This is a genomic window from Pseudomonas sp. Tun-23181, assembly GCF_057415455.1.
This window is the reverse complement of the sequence record NZ_CM171630.1, coordinates 5,425,091-5,440,530: the sequence shown is the minus strand read 5'-3', so window position 1 is coordinate 5,440,530 and position 15,440 is coordinate 5,425,091. Positions and strand designations below refer to the sequence as shown.

The window sequence follows — 15,440 nt, the reverse complement described above, 5'->3', positions numbered from 1 at the left end:
GCTCTCTTACGAATCAGGGCTGTCGATGGTCAGGTGCTGGGCGGCCTGGGTACGGGTAGACAACGGCGCGCTCTGGCCGATCCACTCGCCCCGGGTCGGTTGGCCGGCGCGCGAGACGCGCGCCACCAGTTGGACTTCGGCGAAGTCCGACAGTTTCATCTGCGGCATCATCGCATCGGCATCGGAGAGTTCCACCTCGATCGGCAACTGGGCCACGGTCACCCGCTTGGCCGCCACCGGCATGGGCGGGCCGTTGCTGGCCCGCGCGAAGATGAACACCGTGTCGTCAGGCTTGACCTTGTCCTTGAGGGCCGCCGCCAGTTCCACCCGCACCTTCAGGCGTGCGACCACTGGCGCGGCGGAGGGCTTGCCAGCGGCGGCCTCGAGCCTCTCGGCGGCGCGGTCGATGCCCCCCTGCAGGGCGGCGCGCGAGGCATCGCCCTCGGGCAACTGGGCCAGCAGGCGCTGCCAGAAGTCGATCGCTTCCTGGTAGCGCTCCCCCTCGAAGGCAGCGATGCCGCGCAGGCCGAGGCTGGTGACCTCCTTGGGGTCGGCTGCGAGGGCTTCGTCGGTCAGCGCCTGCAACTGCGGGCTCCACTGCTTGCCGGCGGCGAAATACAGGGCCTGGGCCCACTGCCCGAGCAACTCGGGCTGGCGCCCGGCCAGGGCCACCGCACGCTCGAAGGCCTTGGCCGCGTCCGCCGGGCGCTGCTCGGACATATAGGCACGGCCTAGGAAGTACAGCCCCTCGGCCGAGTCCGGTTGGGCCTGGACGGCGCGCTCCAGGCGCGTGGTCATTTCTTCCATCGACTGCGGCGCCTGGGCGAACTCGCGGGTGAGCTCGACCTTGTCGGCGGCACCGAAGTGCAGGTACAGCCCCAGGGCCATGACTGGCACCAGCACCGCCGCCAGCAGCGGCAGGGTCTTGCCCAGGTGCCCCTGGCGCGGCGCCTCGGCACCCTCGGTATCGGCCAGCAGTTCGCGCGCCGCCTCGTCGCGGCCCTTGGCCAATTGCTCGGCATCCAGCACACCCGCTTCCTGCTGGGCGGTGAGCTCGGCGATGCGCTCCTGGTACAGAGCGACGTTGAGGGCGGTGCGGTCTTCTTCCTCCTGCTGGCGACGACGCCCGCGCAGGATAGGGATCAGCAAGAAACCGAGGGCAGCGAGCAGCAGCAGGCCCGCGCTAAGCCAGAAATCAATCATGGGTATTTTCTTTATCCAGCAATTTGGCGAGACGCTCGCGTTCTTCGGCAGACAGCTCCTCGGTGCCGCCCCCCCCCTGGGCGCGACGACGGCGCACGATCAGCGCCAGCACCACGAAACCACCGGCCAGCAGGATGCCCGGTCCGAACCACAGCAACCAGGTGCGCCCGCTGAGCGCCGGCTTGTAGCGCACGAAGTCACCGTAGCGGTCGACCATGAAATCGACGATCTGCTGGTTGCTCTTGCCTTCGCCGAGCATGCGGAAGATCTCCCGGCGCAGGTCGGCGGCGATCGGCGCGTTGGAGTCGGCGATGTCCTGGTTCTGGCACTTCGGGCAGCGCAGCTCCTTGGTCAGTTGCTGGTAGCGCTCGCGCTCGGCGTCGTCGCGGAACTGGTAGGTGTCGATGGCCGCCTGGGCCATGCCGGCCAGGCTCACGCCCAGCACGGCGGCTGCCAGCCAGCGCCTCATGGCCTGGCCTCGTCGACCAGCCCCTGGTACAGCGGCGCCAGTTGCTCGCGCCACACCGTGGCGTCGACGATACCCACGTGCTTGTAGCGGATGATGCCCTTGGCATCGATCAAGAAGGTCTCCGGCGCGCCGTACACGCCCAGGTCCACGCCCAGGGTGCCCTGCTCGTCGCGGATGTCCAACTGGTAGGGGTTGTGGAACTCGGCCAGCCATTTCAGCGCGGCGGCGTTGTCGTCCTTGTAGTTGACCCCATGGATCACCACGCCCTGCTCGGCCAACTGGTTCAGGTACGGGTGCTCGACCTTGCACGAAGGGCACCAGGTGCCCCAGACGTTGACCAGCGCCGGGCGGCCCAGCAGGTCGGCCTGGGTCAGGGTGCGGTCGCCCTGCACCGAAGCCAGGGAGAACGCCGGGAACGGCTTGCCGATCATCGCCGAGGGCAGCTCGTCGGGTTTGAGGAACAAGCCCTTGTAGAGAAACACCGCCACCAGCAGGAACAGCGCCAGCGGCAACACCATGATCCAACGCTTCATGCAGTCGCTCCAGACATGCCCAGGACATCACGTACCCGGGCCTTGACCTTGACGCGATAGCGCCGGTCGAAGGCCGCCAGGAAGCCGCCCAGCGCGGTCAGCAGACCGCCCAGCCAGATCCAGCGGACATAAGGCTTGATATGCACCCGTACCGCCCAGGCGCCGTTCTCCAGGGGCTCGCCCAGGGCGACGTAGAGGTCGCGGGTGAAACCGGCATCGATGCCGGCCTCGGTCATCATCGATTGCTGCACGGTGTACAGGCGCTTCTCCGGGTGCAACGTGGTCACCTCGCGCCCCTCGCGGGAGACGACGATGGTGCCTTTGTCGGAGATGAAGTTGGGGCCCTCGAAGTGCTTGGCGCCTTCGAACAGGAAGTGGTACCCGCCCAGCTCCACGCTCTCGCCCGGGGCCATGCGCAGGTCGCGCTCGGCACTGTTGTTGCTCGACAGCACCACGCCCAGGGCGCATACCGCCAGGCCCAGGTGCGCCAGGTGCATGCCCCAGTAGCTGCGCGACAGGCCACGCAAGCCCTTGGCCAGGCCCTTGTGGCGGGTCTTGTCGAGGATGTCGCGCAAGCCGCCGAACACCACCCAGGCGGCCAGGGCGAAGACCGTCAGGGCCGGCCAGTCGAAGTCGTCGACGATCAGCCCGGCGACTGGCGCCAGGATCGCGCTGCCGATCAGTACCGGGGTCAGCATGCCCAGCAGCCACTTGCCAGGGGTGTCCTTCCAGCGCACCAGCACGCCGATGCCCAGCACCACCATCAGCAGTGCCATCAGCGGCAGGAACAGGGCATCGAAGTAAGGCGGGCCGACCGACAGCTTGGCGCCGGTCAGGGCATCGAGCACCAGCGGGTAGAGGGTGCCCAGCAGGATCATCGAGGCGGCCACCACCAGCACCAGGTTGTTGGCCAGCAGCAGCGTCTCCCGCGACCACAGGGCGAAGCCCACCTGGCTCTTGACCACCGGTGCGCGCAGGGCGAACAGGGTCAGCGAACCGCCGACCACGAACAGCAGGAAGATCAGGATGAACACCCCGCGCGAGGGGTCGGAGGCAAAGGCATGCACCGAGGTCAGCACCCCGGAACGGACCAGGAAGGTGCCCAGCAGGCTCAGGGAGAACGCGGCGATGGCCAGCAGCACCGTCCAGCTCTTGAACACCCCACGCTTCTCGGTGACCGCCAGCGAGTGGATCAGCGCCGTGCCCACCAGCCAGGGCATGAACGAGGCGTTCTCCACCGGGTCCCAGAACCACCAGCCCCCCCAGCCCAGCTCGTAGTAGGCCCACCAGGAGCCCAGGGTGATGCCCACGCCGAGGAAGGCCCAGGCGACGATGGTCCAGGGCCGCGACCAGCGTGCCCAGGCCGCGTCCAAACGCCCGCCCAGCAGCGCGGCGATGGCGAAGGCGAAGGCCACCGAGAAGCCCACGTAGCCCATGTACAGCATGGGCGGGTGGACGATCAGGCCGAAGTCCTGCAGCAATGGGTTGAGGTCGCGCCCATCGGTGGGCACCTGGGGCAGCAAGCGCGCGAAGGGGTTGGAGGTGATGATCAGGAACGACAGGAAGCCCACGCTGATCATGCCCATCACCGCCAGCACGCGGGCCAGCATCACCTGCGGCAACTGGCGCGAGAACACCGAGACGGCCAGGGTCCAGCCGCCGAGGATCAATGCCCAGAGCAGCAACGAGCCCTCGTGGGCGCCCCATACGGCGCTGAACTTGTAGTACCAGGGCAAGGCACTGTTGGAGTTGCTGGCGACGTAGTCGACCGAGAAGTTGTCGGTCAGGAAGGCGTGGGTCAGGCAGGCGAAGGCAAAGGCGAGGAAGGTGAACTGCCCCCACGCCGCCGGCCGCGCCAGGCCCATCCACAGGCGGTCGCCGCGCCAGGCGCCGAGCAGCGGCACGGACGCCTGGACCACGGCGAAGCAGATCGCCAGGATCAGCGCCAGCTGACCCAGTTCGGGAATCACCAGGGCCGCGTTCATGGCTTGGCCTCCCCACCGGCAGCGGCCTGGCCGCTTTCCTTCAGCGCCTTGGTGACCTCCGGCGGCATGTACTTCTCATCGTGCTTGGCCAGGACCTCATCGGCCACCACCACGCCGTCGGCGTTGAGCTTGCCCAGGGCGACGATGCCCTGCCCTTCGCGGAACAGGTCCGGCAGGATGCCACGGTAGGTGATCGGCACCGACTTGTTGAAGTCGGTGACCACGAAACGCACGTCCAGCGAGTCGGCCGAGCGCTGCACCGAGCCCTGCTCGACCATGCCGCCGGCGCGGATGCGGGTGTCCAGCGGCGCCTCGCCGTTGGCGATCTGGGTCGGGGTGTAGAACAGGTTGATGTTCTGCTGCAGGGCGCTCAGGGCGAAACCGACGGCGACGGCGACACCGACCATCAGGCCGAGGATGAGCAACAGGCGTTTCTTGCGCTGCGGATTCACTGGTTGTTCTCCCGGCGCAGACGGCGCGCCTCTTCTTGCAGGTAGCGACGGCGGGCCAGCAGGGGCGCGGCGACATTGAGCGCCAGCACCGCCAGGCAGATGCCATAGGCCGACCAGACGTACAGGCCATGGTGGCCCATGGCGAGAAAATCCCCGAAGGACGCGAAACTCATTGCGCGGCCCTCCGCCCCAGGCTGTTCAACACTTCCTCCCTGACCCAACTGGCGCGCGCCTCGCGCTTGAGCACCTCGAGGCGCATGCGCAGCAGCAGCACGGCACCGAAGAAGCAGTAGAAACCCAAGACCGTCAGCAACAGCGGCAGCCACATCTCGGCGGGCATGGCCGGCTTCTCGGTGAGGGTGAAGGTGGCACCCTGGTGCAGGGTGTTCCACCACTCCACCGAGTACTTGATGATCGGGATGTTCACCACGCCGACGATCGCCAGCACCGCACAGGCCTTGGCCGCGCTGTCGCGGTTGCTGATCGCCTGGCCCAGGGCGATGATGCCGAAGTACAGGAACAACAGGATGAGCATGGAGGTCAGGCGGGCATCCCAGACCCACCAGCTGCCCCAGGTCGGCTTGCCCCAGATCGCCCCGGTGACCAGCGCCACCGCGGTCATCCAGGCGCCGATGGGCGCCGCGCATTGCAGGGCGACGTCGGCCAGTTTCATCTTCCACACCAGGCCGACGATGCCGGCCACCGCCAGCAGCACATAGCAGGATTGCGCCAGCATGGCCGCCGGCACATGGATGTAGATGATGCGGAAGCTGTTGCCCTGCTGGTAGTCCTGGGGCGCGAAGGCCAGCCCCCAGGCGATGCCGACCAGCAGCAGGACAATGGCGGAGACGGTCAGCCATGGCAGCATGCGGCCGCTGATGGCATAGAACCATTTGGGGGAACCCAGCTTGTGGAACCACGTCCAGCTTATTTTCATCAGGGTACATCCAGGGTATTTGCCGGGCTTGGAAGCCCGGGACTCGTTATTCGCCGACGCTGATCTTCAGGCCGGCCGCTATCGCAAAAGGTGCCAATGTCACCGCCAGGGCAGCCAGGCTGGCGAGCCAGAGCAGGTGGCCGGTGGCCGGCATATTCTGCAACGCCGCTTGCAAGGCGCCACTGCCCAGGATCAATACCGGGATATACAGCGGCAGGATCAGCAACGCCAGCAACAGGCCACCGCGCTTGAGGCCGACCGTCAGTGCCGCCCCTACCGCGCCCAACAGGCTCAGCACCGGCGTACCCAGCAGCAGCGAGCCCAGCAGCACGGGCAGGCAGTGGGCCGGCAGGCCGAGCATCAGCGCCAGCAGTGGTGCCAACAATACCAGCGCCAGCCCGGAAAAGATCCAGTGCGCCAGCACCTTGGCCAGCACCAGCAACGCCAGCGGGTGCGGCGACAGTACCCACTGCTCCAGCGAGCCGTCCTCGAAATCGCTGCGAAACAGGCCGTCCAGCGAGAGCAGCACGGCCAAGAGCGCCGCGACCCAGACCAGCCCCGGCGACAAGGTTTGCAACAATTGTGTCTCAGGACCGACCGCCAGTGGAAACAAGGCGACGACGATCGCGAAGAACACCAAGGGATTGGCCAGCTCCGCCGGCCGGCGACACAGCAGGCGCGCCTCGCGCCGCACCAACAAGACGAATACGCTCATGCCGCCCACTGCCCCAGGTTCAGTTCACGGTAACCCGATGGCTTGCACTCGAGGTGGTGATGGGTGGTCAGTACCACCGTCCCGCCCTGCTCGCAGTGAGCGGCCAGGTGCGCCTCGAGCTGGGCCACGCCTTGCTTGTCGAGGGCGGTGAAGGGTTCGTCGAGTATCCACAGCGGCGGGCTGTCCAGGTACAACCGGGCCAATGCCACGCGGCGCTGCTGCCCGGCGGACAGGGTATGGCACGGCACATCCTCGAAACCGCGCAAGCCCACGGCGGCGAGTGCCTGCCAGATGGCCTCGGCAGTCGCCGGCCGGTGCAAGGCGCACAGCCAGGCGAGGTTTTCCTCGGCGGTGAGCAAATCCTTGATGCCGGCGGCGTGGCCGATCCACAGGAGGATGCTGGCCAGGGCATGGCGCTGTTCGGCCAGGGGCTGGCCACCGAGCAGGATCTGCCCGGCGGTGGGCTGCATCAGACCGGCCAACAGACGCAGCAGGCTGGTCTTGCCGCTGCCGTTGGGGCCGCTGACCTGCAGCATGTCGCCGGGGCCCAGCTCGAAGTGCAGGTGCTCGAAGAGCAGGCGCCAGTCGCGCTCGCAGGCCAGGCCCGCGGCTTGGAGGTGAAGGGGCACGGTTTCGCCTTATTCAGTGTGGGGGCCATGATCGGTGTCGTCTGGCTTCGCGGACAAGCCCGCTCCCACAGGGTCTGCACTGTATCCTGTAGGAACGGGCTTGCCCGCCAAGCAGGCGGCACCGGCCGAAGCCTTTGTCTCAAGTCGCTTCTGGCCCTGCCGTTATAGTGGCAATGGCAGGCAGCGTGGCTGGCATTATTACATGCGATGTCCCGCTGCCAAGAGGGCCAGGCCCACAGGTTGTATACAATCATGACTGAAATCAATAGTCTCGGCGCACAAACAGCGGTAGGTCTGCAAGCAGGCAAAGCCGCCATGACCGGCGAACTGCTGCGCCTGCTGCAACCGCAGCCAGGCCTGCTGGCGCCAGGCGAGACCGCCAGGGCCGAGGTGATGGCCCTGCGCCAGGTGGGCCAGGACTTCCAACTGTTGCTGCGCCTGATCCAGGCCAATGGCAGCCAGGTGCAACTGCAAGCCACTGCCAGCCAGCCGCTGCCCCAGGGCAGCCTGGTGACCGTCAGCCAGACCGAGAGCAACCGCCTCGCCGTCATGGTGCAACAGGTCAATGCCAACAACGTCGCCACCCTCACCCGCCTGGATAACACCCAGGTCCCCGTCGGTACCCTGCTGCAAGGCAAGGTCCTGACCAGCCAGGCACTTGCGCAGCTCCCGGGCGAGGCCGCCAGCTTTCGCTCCCTGGTCACGTTGCTCAACAGCAGCCAGGCCGGCGCCACCCTGACCATCGACAGCCCACGCGCGTTGCCGGTGGGCAGCCTGCTTAGCGCCGTGGTACAGGGCGACCAGTCGCTGCGCTTCGTGCCTTTGAGCGGCCGCCAGGAGCAACTGAGCATCGCGCAGCAACTGATCAGCCAACAAGGCCGGCAAGCGTCGTTGCCGGGGCTGCTCAATGCCCTGCAACAGGTCGCCCTCGACCCAGGCGGCGTTGGAACGCTGCGCGCCACTGCCGAACAGCTGCTGGCCAGCCTGCCCGATGCGCGCCAACTCGGTGAAGCCAAGGCCGTTGCCCAGGCACTGAACAACAGTGGCGCCTTTCTCGAGGCCAAGCTGCTCGGCGGCCTCTCCACCGAACTGGCCACGGACCTGAAGGCGCAATTGCTCCGCTTGATGGCTCAAGCATCGGGGAATGGGCCCTTCCTCGCCTCGACGAGTGCCTCGACATTGACCCAAGTCATGCCCGCCATGGCCCGAGGCGCCCTGGGCATGCTCGAACGGGTCGGCCCAAGGCAGCAACCTGGGACGTTTCCGCTCCCTTCCCGGCTGTTGCAGGCCATGGAAAACGAAGGCGACCTGCAGCAGTTGCTGCGCCTGGCCGCCGCCGCTATCGCGCGCCTGCAGAGCCATGCCTTGAGCAGCCTGCAGCAAAGCGCAACCTTGGAAAACGGCAACCTGCAAACCACCTGGCAAACCGAAATCCCCATCCGCCATGGCCAGGAGTTCATCCCCTTGCAGGCCAAGTTGCAGCGCGAGGAAACGCCGCAACAACACGCCGACCGCCAGCGGGAGCCGCAGGATCCGCTGCAAGCGTTGTGGCGTATCGAACTGGCCTTCGACCTTGCCCTCTTGGGGCCCTTGCAGGTCCAGGCGCAACTGAGCCAAGGCCGGCTGTCTGGCCAGTTGTGGGCAGAACGCGAGCAGACCGCGAAGTTGATCGACAGCCAGCTCGGCGGACTGCGCGAACGCCTGCTGGCCCGCGGGCTGGATGTCGGCGACCTGGAATGCCACCCCGGCATCCCACCACAGGGGCCCCGTACACGGGTGGAACAACGCTGGGTGGACGAGACCGCATGAGCAGCACACAACCCCGTCAGGCCATCGCCCTGAGCTACGACGGCCAAGAAGCCCCGACCCTGAGCGCCAAGGGCGAGGACGAACTGGCCGAAGCCATCCTCGCCATCGCCCGCGAGCACGAAGTCCCCATCTACGAAAATGCCGAACTGGTACGCCTGCTGGCACGCCTGGAACTGGGCGAGCAGATCCCCGAGGCGCTGTACCTGACCATCGCCGAGATCATCGCCTTCGCCTGGCAGTTGCGGGGCAAGGTGCCGGACGGTTTCAGCGACCAGGCGCCCTCGCCCCGTGACGTGACGCCGCCAACGCTGACACTGCCAGTTGATTGAAGCTGCATCCGCAAGAACAACCTCGATCACAGGCACTGCCCGTCATCGATCGAACCGGGCGACATAGGTAATTACCGCCCCACCCTCCTGCTACCGGGACATGCTCGCGCCTCCTTGACCCACACAGGTGCTCCCCATGTCCCTACCTTACGTAAATGCCAGCGGCGTCCAGTTCGTGCGCAACCACCTGCAACACATCCCAAGGCCCGATCGGCACGCGGCCGAGGCGATCCGTGACTGGGCATCCCAACAGGGCTTCCCACTCGATCCGGACCAGACAGAGGTGGTAACCCTGCACTACCGTGGCCAGCAGGCCGTGATCATCGACCGTCAGCCCCTCACCCACGCGGTGCTCTCGAACTGGCAGGGCGAAACCAGCAAGGACCTGGTCGGGCAACTGTTGCCAGGGCACTGGGCAGGTACCTTGCCCCAAGGCCCATTGCAACTGGTCGATGAGTTACCCAAGCCTGGCCCGCTGGACAACAGTGCGCCCTACAGCGTGTTCAACGGCTTGTTTCGCGTGACCTCCCCCGCTCGCTATGACGCCACCACCCACCTGCCAGTCGACGTAGAGGCCATGCAGAAGTTCATCTGGTCGTTGGACTTCCATGCTCGCTACAAATCGATGCTGGACGATTACTGGACGCATGCCCTGAAGAGCCACCAGGTCGCGGCACGCATCAACTTCATCGCGGCCTGCAACAAACAGGTGCTGCAGGGCTCCTTGAGCGAAGCCGGGCGCAAGCTGGCCTGGCAGGCGGCCGACCTGATGCCACGCACGCCTGGGTTACGCGTCCGACCGCTGAATGTGTATGGCTACACCGCCACCGACATACTCTGCATCACCGACAGGGCCAGCCCTGAAGCCCTGCTGTACCTGCCAGGCAACGCCTTCCCGCTGCATGAATTCAGCACCCGGGCCGCCCTGCAAGACTGGTTCGGCCGACAATGCCAGAGCGACGAGAAACGCCAGATACTGCGCCAGCACTTCGCCCTGGCCGATACACCAGACGGGTTGGACTTCAGCGGCCTGGACACCGCATTGGCGGGCCTGGGAGCGTACCCCGCGCTTCATTGGCGCTCACCCAATCGTCCAGGCTTCACCACCGATGGCCCCTGGTCGCCTGGTGACTTCGTCAATTACCGAGCGACCAAATACAGCCCTCCGATCAAGGGCGACCTGTTCGAAGCGCTCACTGAACGCCAGCGCCAGCGCAGCTATGCCGATGCCGACTTCATCATCACCAGCGACAGCGAGGTGACCAAGGCCAAGTGGCGAGGCTACCTGACCACCTCGATCAATCTGCTGGCGCCCTTGGCGCTGGTGGTACCGGAACTGGCCCCCCTGTTCGCCTTGGGTGGGGTTGCCCAGTTCGGCCTGGGGCTCGACCAGGCCATCCATGGCAAATCGCTCGCGGACAAGGCCGATGGCGTGCAGAACATCGAGTTTGGCCTGATGAACGCAGCGCCGCTGGTTCTCACTGGCCTTTCCAAGGCCCAGCAGCTCTACCCACCCAAGGGCGACGGTTTTGTATTCCCCACGCGGGTCAACGGGCAACTGGGCTACCCCTTGAGCCCCATGATGCCGCCACACCTGCCCGAACCGTCCCTGCAATTCTTCGAACCGACGGTGGAGCCGCTGCCTGATGGCGATCCGGTCACTGCACGCTGGGTGGTCAGGCTCCCCTTGGCCGAGGACAGCCCGGCACAATTGCAAAGCATGCTCGGCAACTACAACACGAATGTGCTCTACAGCGCCGAGTACGATGCGTTCATTTCCGACATGGATGTCAATGAGGTGGACCCCACCTATTACCAGGTGTCCGATAGCCATCGCGGGTTGGTGCGGATCGACATCGGAGAACGGCCGGTAACCGACCAGATGCGCATGCGCAGCCTGCGGGCCATGGGCGTGGATCTGCAGTTACCGATCGCGCTGCCCCGAGTCGAGGCGCAGATGCTGCAGCCGATCCCGAAACAGATCCTCAGTATCTGGGTGGGCGACAAGGTGATCCCTTCCGATCTGCTCGCTACGCTGGCCAGCAACAGCCGCCGCCTGACATCCAGCCAGTACCAGTTGAAGCTGTTCCTGTCGAACGCAAGCCCGGCCGCCTTCGAGAAGAATCTGCAACTGCTGGGCGCACAGGCACCGAACATCCGTGTCCTGCCCCTGGAGGAGCAGCCGTTCTACCGCGCTTTCAGCGAAGGCCCGAATTTCGCTCAATACCAACACGCGCTCAACGGCAACGGCGCCAACTTCGCCTCGGCCTCGGATGTGTTGCGCTATCCGCTGCTCGAGCATGAAGGCGGCCTGTACCTGGACGTCGACGACCTTCTACTACCAGCACCTGATGCCCCTGAACAAGCCGCCCTCGACAACCTGACATTGGCCACGTCCCCCGACGGCGTGCTGCTCGGCGCACCGGTGAGCAACGAGGCACTGGGTATGCACTGCCAGTACAACACCAACATGCTCGGCAGCCATCCCAACAACCCGACACTGCGCGCCATTTCGCAGGAGATGCACGCACGCTACCAGGCCGATCGAACCTTCTACGACAGCAAGCCCCAGGCAGGCGACGCCGCCTTCGACCGCTATGCCCTGCGCCTGAGCAACCTGACCGGGCCTGGCCTGGTCAACCGCGTGCTCGACCAGCACCTGCCCCGGCTGCGCATGATCCGCCAGATCGCTAACTTGCGTACCCTGCCCCAGAGCGACCCGAACTACCTGCTGCTGAATGTCGATGCCGACCTTCGCCAGGCGATGATCAGCGACCTGCCACTGACCGGTGTCGCGCAGATCGGCAACTATCATTCCTGGAGCCGCCCCTGATACGCCGAGGGCGACTTTCGTCGCCCTCGATCCTCTCATTCGCCGCGATGCAACTTGCTCATCAGCTCCGCCTCGGCCTGGGTCAGGCCGCAGCTCTGGGTCAGCTCCTCGACGCTGGCCCCCATCCCCACCAGCTTGGCCGCCTGGGTGAAGGTCACGCTGCTGGGGTCGCGCTGCTCCAGTTGCTGGAGCCTGTCGGGCAAGGGCGCGACCACCGCGCGCAGCTCATGGATGGCCTCGCCCATGCGCACGCTGCCGTTCTGGTAGTCGTCCAGGCGCTTGGCCAGGTCCTTGATGCGCTGGTCGCGCAGCGCATCGCCCTGGGCCTGCTGGGCGGCCAGCTCGCGCTGGCGCTTGCTGTAGTTGAGGAAGAACCACAGGCTCAGCGCCCAGAGCAGCGCCAGGAAGATGACAGCAACCTCGAAGATCAACTCAGATGTTCTCCAGCTCGGACCACTCTTCCTCGGTCATCATCTTGTCGAGCTCGACCAGGATCAGCAGTTCGCCGTTCTTGTTGCACACGCCCTGGATGAACTTGGCCGATTCCTCGTTGCCAACGTTGGGCGCGGTCTCGATCTCCGACTGACGCAGGTAGACCACCTCGGCCACGCTGTCGACCAGGATGCCGACCACCTGCTTGTCTGCCTCGATGATCACGATGCGGGTGTTGTCGGTGACCTCGGTCGGCATCAGGCCGAAACGCTGGCGGGTGTCGATCACCGTGACCACGTTGCCACGCAGGTTGATGATGCCCAGCACGTAGCTCGGCGCGCCCGGCACCGGGGCGATCTCGGTGTAGCGCAGGACTTCCTGCACCTGCATGACGTTGATGCCATAGGACTCGTTGTCCAGGCGGAAGGTTACCCACTGCAGGATCGGATCTTCGGAACCTTGTGCAGACGACTTTTTCATTCCCCTACCCCTCAAAATCCGCCATCGGCGGTGTGCTCGGTATCGCCGCGGCAGTGGCGGCGTTCATTCATTGCGGTTTGGCATGCAACTGCTTGACGGCGCCGCTGGCGATCAGCTCGGCCAGTTCGGCGACGTCGAGCAAGGCGCACATGTGTTCGATCACCGTGCCGGCCAGCCACGGGCGCTGGCCACGCTGGCTGCGCCACTTGATCTCGGCCGGGTCCAGGCGCAGGGAGCGGCTGACCTGGTGCACGGCCAACCCCCATTCATAGCCCTGGACGGAAATCACGTACTGCAAGCCCTGACGGAAGTCTTCGCGATAGCGCTCGGGCATGACCCAGCGTGCGGTGTCCAGGACCTTGAGGTTGCCCGCCTGGCAACTGAGGATGCCGAGGAACCAGTCCGGCTGGCCGAACAACGGTGTCAGCTCCTGGCCGGCCAGGCTGTAGATCGAGCCCAGGCACACCAGCGGCACCGCCAGGGTCAGGCCGGCGACATCGAACAGCAGGCATTCGAACGGCTCCGCCGCCCAGGCTGGGCGGCCATCCACGGTGGCCGGCGGGCGTGGCGCGCCCGGCGCAGGCAGGTGCACATCGACCAGTGGCGCTACCGGCTCGGCAGCCGGGGCCTGGGGCACTATCGGAGGGCTGGCCGGGGCCATCGCCTCGGACATGACAACGCTGAGTACCGGCTGCGGGGCGGGCGCCGCCTGTTGTCGCTGGGCGTCACGGGCCTGTTCCTCGCGCACCGCCGCGGCGAACCCGTCGTCGGTGGCGGCCGGCTCGTCGACCGGTGCTGGTGCGGCCTCGACGGCCTCGAACGTTTCGGTGGCCTCCTGCAACAGGCCATCGAGATAGGACTGCAGGGCCAGTTGCGGCTTGCTGGTAATCGGCCGGGCTGGGTTCATCAGGCCACCTGCAACGCGGATGTGGAGGTCAGCAGGTGCTTGAGCAGCGCCCGGTAAGCAGTCACCCCACGGCTCTTGCCGTCGAACTGCGAGGGCGTGACGCCGGCCCGGCTGGCATCGCGCAGGCGCGTGTCGACTGGGATGTAACCCTGCCAGACCTGTTCGCCATAGCTGTCGCGCAGCACCTTGAGGGTGCCCAGGGAGGCCTGGGTGCGGCGGTCGAACAGGGTCGGCACGATCACGTACGGCAGCGCCTGGCGCCGCGAGCGGTTGACCATCGCCAGGGTCCCGACCATGCGCTCCAGGCCCTTGACCGCGAGGAACTCAGTCTGCACAGGGATCACCAGTTGCTGGCTGGCGGCCAGGGCATTGACCATCAGCACACCGAGCAGCGGTGGGCTGTCGATCAGGGCGAAGTCGAAATCCTGCCACAGCTGCGCCAGACTCTTGGCGATCACCAGGCCCAGCCCGCTCTGCCCTGGCGACTGGCGCTCCAGCACCGCCAAGGCAGTGCTCGAAGGCAGCAGGGAGATGCGTTGGTCGCTGGTGGGCAGCAGCAATTGCCCGGGCAGCCCCTCGGGTACCACGCCCTTGTGCAGGAACAGGTCGTAGCAGCTGTGCTCCAGGGCATCGGGATCGTGCCCGAAGTAGCTGGTCATCGAGCCGTGCGGGTCGAGGTCGACCACGACCACGCGCTTGCCCGCCTGGGCCAGCAGGCCGGCCAGGGCGATGGTGGTGGTGGTCTTGCCGACACCACCTTTTTGATTGGCTACTGCCCAGACTCTCATCGTGCGTCGCTTCCTCCCGGTGTGGCCGCCTGCCCTGCCGGGAACGGTGTGAAAAATCGGTGACGGGGAATTGACGGGATCATCCCCCCGCCGTCGCTGCAGGCGTTGTCGGTGCACTTTGTGTGCCAGCCCGCCGCAAGGCCGCGTCCGGCGTGGCATTGGCGCTGCCGGAGCCGGTCAGGCTGCGGCGTACTTCGAGGTTGCGGGAAATCACCAGCACCACCCGGCGGTTGCGCGCCCGGCCCTCGGCGCTGTCGTTGCTCGCCACCGGCTGGTACTCGCCATAGCCCACCGAGGCCATGCGCGCCGGGTCGACCCCGTTCATCGCCAGCAGGCGCACGATGCTCGCCGCCCGCGCCGACGACAGCTCCCAGTTGGTCGGGTACTGGGCGGTGCGGATCGGCAGGTTGTCGGTGAAGCCCTCCACGTGCACCGGGTTGGCGAACGGCTTGAGGATCTTCGCCACCTTCTCGACGATCTCGAAGGCGACATCGCTGGGCATGGCATCGCCGCTGCCGAACAGCAGCGCCGAGTTGAGCTCGATCTCCACCCACAGCTCGTTACCGCGCACGGTCATCTGGTCGGACTTGATCAGATCGCCAAAGGCATCGCGGACATCCTCGGAGATACTCTGCAACGGATCGACGCTGCTCTGCGCCAGGCCCGCGTCGGTTTGCTCGCTGTCCTTGACCAGCGGCTCGGCCGGCCTGACGCTAAGCGGGCGCTCCTCGCCGATAGGGATCGGCTTCATGCTCCGCTCGGGGTCGTTGAACACCCCGAGCAGGGCCTGGGAGATCACCTTGTACTTGCCCTCGTTGATCGAGGAGATCGAATACATGACCACGAAGAAGGCGAACAGCAGGGTGATGAAGTCGGCGTACGACACCAACCAACGTTCGTGGTTCTCGTGTTCCTCGGTATGGCGACGGCGCGGCATGG

Annotated in this window: 17 protein-coding genes; 3 read left to right on the top strand and 14 right to left on the bottom strand. The window is 66.1% G+C overall.

Going from position 1 to position 15,440, the window contains the following annotated elements; translation table 11 throughout:
- Positions 1-6: 6 nt before the first annotated feature.
- From ccmI to ccmA, 9 genes are read right to left on the bottom strand one after another with little or no spacing between them, the layout of a single operon-like run.
- On the bottom strand, positions 7-1,203 hold the full coding sequence (ccmI, locus tag ACDI39_RS25770; protein ID WP_225789266.1) for a c-type cytochrome biogenesis protein CcmI: 1,197 nt from the start codon (positions 1,201-1,203) through the stop codon (positions 7-9).
- Positions 1,196-1,672: a cytochrome c-type biogenesis protein gene (locus ACDI39_RS25765; protein ID WP_225789267.1), complete on the bottom strand. Its 477-nt coding sequence runs from the start codon at positions 1,670-1,672 to the stop codon at positions 1,196-1,198. The genes ccmI and ACDI39_RS25765 overlap by 8 nt, the downstream gene beginning before the upstream one ends.
- Positions 1,669-2,205 (bottom strand): DsbE family thiol:disulfide interchange protein, encoded by a 537-nt coding sequence (locus tag ACDI39_RS25760; RefSeq protein WP_225789268.1) that lies wholly within the window; start codon positions 2,203-2,205, stop codon positions 1,669-1,671. Before ACDI39_RS25760 ends, ACDI39_RS25765 begins: the two co-directional genes overlap by 4 nt.
- On the bottom strand, positions 2,202-4,175 hold the full coding sequence (locus ACDI39_RS25755; RefSeq protein WP_253081463.1) for a heme lyase CcmF/NrfE family subunit: 1,974 nt from the start codon (positions 4,173-4,175) through the stop codon (positions 2,202-2,204). The genes ACDI39_RS25760 and ACDI39_RS25755 overlap by 4 nt, the downstream gene beginning before the upstream one ends.
- 11 nt (positions 4,176-4,186) lie before the next feature.
- Entirely contained in the window at positions 4,187-4,642 is a 456-nt protein-coding gene (gene ccmE, locus ACDI39_RS25750; protein ID WP_225789269.1) for a cytochrome c maturation protein CcmE, read from the bottom strand.
- On the bottom strand, positions 4,639-4,815 hold the full coding sequence (gene ccmD, locus ACDI39_RS25745) for a heme exporter protein CcmD (RefSeq protein WP_084858204.1): 177 nt from the start codon (positions 4,813-4,815) through the stop codon (positions 4,639-4,641). Before ccmD ends, ccmE begins: the two co-directional genes overlap by 4 nt.
- The gene (locus tag ACDI39_RS25740) at positions 4,812-5,579 is read right to left on the bottom strand and encodes a heme ABC transporter permease (protein ID WP_225789271.1); all 768 of its coding nucleotides are present in this window, start codon (positions 5,577-5,579) and stop codon (positions 4,812-4,814) included. Before ACDI39_RS25740 ends, ccmD begins: the two co-directional genes overlap by 4 nt.
- A gap of 46 nt (positions 5,580-5,625) precedes the next feature.
- Entirely contained in the window at positions 5,626-6,294 is a 669-nt protein-coding gene (gene ccmB / locus ACDI39_RS25735; protein WP_225789272.1) for a heme exporter protein CcmB, read from the bottom strand.
- A complete protein-coding gene (gene ccmA, locus ACDI39_RS25730; RefSeq protein ID WP_225789273.1) occupies positions 6,291-6,923 on the bottom strand; it encodes a cytochrome c biogenesis heme-transporting ATPase CcmA in 633 nt (210 codons plus the stop codon). Before ccmA ends, ccmB begins: the two co-directional genes overlap by 4 nt.
- 252 nt (positions 6,924-7,175) lie before the next feature.
- Between ccmA and fliK the strand changes: the two genes are divergently transcribed.
- The 3 genes from fliK to ACDI39_RS25715 all read left to right on the top strand — a co-directional run bounded on the left by fliK (position 7,176) and on the right by ACDI39_RS25715 (position 11,894).
- Entirely contained in the window at positions 7,176-8,732 is a 1,557-nt protein-coding gene (gene fliK, locus ACDI39_RS25725) for a flagellar hook-length control protein FliK (RefSeq protein WP_225789274.1), read from the top strand.
- Positions 8,729-9,061 (top strand): EscU/YscU/HrcU family type III secretion system export apparatus switch protein, encoded by a 333-nt coding sequence (locus ACDI39_RS25720; RefSeq protein WP_225789275.1) that lies wholly within the window; start codon positions 8,729-8,731, stop codon positions 9,059-9,061. Before fliK ends, ACDI39_RS25720 begins: the two co-directional genes overlap by 4 nt.
- A gap of 136 nt (positions 9,062-9,197) precedes the next feature.
- The gene (locus ACDI39_RS25715; RefSeq protein ID WP_225789276.1) at positions 9,198-11,894 is read left to right on the top strand and encodes a dermonecrotic toxin domain-containing protein; all 2,697 of its coding nucleotides are present in this window, start codon (positions 9,198-9,200) and stop codon (positions 11,892-11,894) included.
- 35 nt (positions 11,895-11,929) lie between these two features.
- Here ACDI39_RS25715 and ACDI39_RS25710 read toward each other — a convergent pair whose 3' ends face one another.
- The 5 genes from ACDI39_RS25710 to motD all read right to left on the bottom strand — a co-directional run bounded on the left by ACDI39_RS25710 (position 11,930) and on the right by motD (position 15,438).
- A complete protein-coding gene (locus ACDI39_RS25710; RefSeq protein WP_225789277.1) occupies positions 11,930-12,325 on the bottom strand; it encodes a DUF2802 domain-containing protein in 396 nt (131 codons plus the stop codon).
- Between the two features lies 1 nt (position 12,326).
- Entirely contained in the window at positions 12,327-12,806 is a 480-nt protein-coding gene (locus ACDI39_RS25705; protein ID WP_003254393.1) for a chemotaxis protein CheW, read from the bottom strand.
- Between the two features lie 67 nt (positions 12,807-12,873).
- Positions 12,874-13,713: a CheW domain-containing protein gene (locus ACDI39_RS25700; protein WP_225789278.1), complete on the bottom strand. Its 840-nt coding sequence runs from the start codon at positions 13,711-13,713 to the stop codon at positions 12,874-12,876.
- Positions 13,713-14,501, bottom strand: coding sequence for a ParA family protein (locus ACDI39_RS25695; RefSeq protein WP_225789279.1), 789 nt, complete (start codon positions 14,499-14,501; stop codon positions 13,713-13,715). The genes ACDI39_RS25700 and ACDI39_RS25695 overlap by 1 nt, the downstream gene beginning before the upstream one ends.
- A gap of 79 nt (positions 14,502-14,580) precedes the next feature.
- Complete coding sequence (motD, locus tag ACDI39_RS25690; protein WP_225789280.1) at positions 14,581-15,438, bottom strand: flagellar motor protein MotD; 858 nt, start codon at positions 15,436-15,438, stop codon at positions 14,581-14,583.
- Between the last annotated feature and the right edge of the window lie 2 nt (positions 15,439-15,440).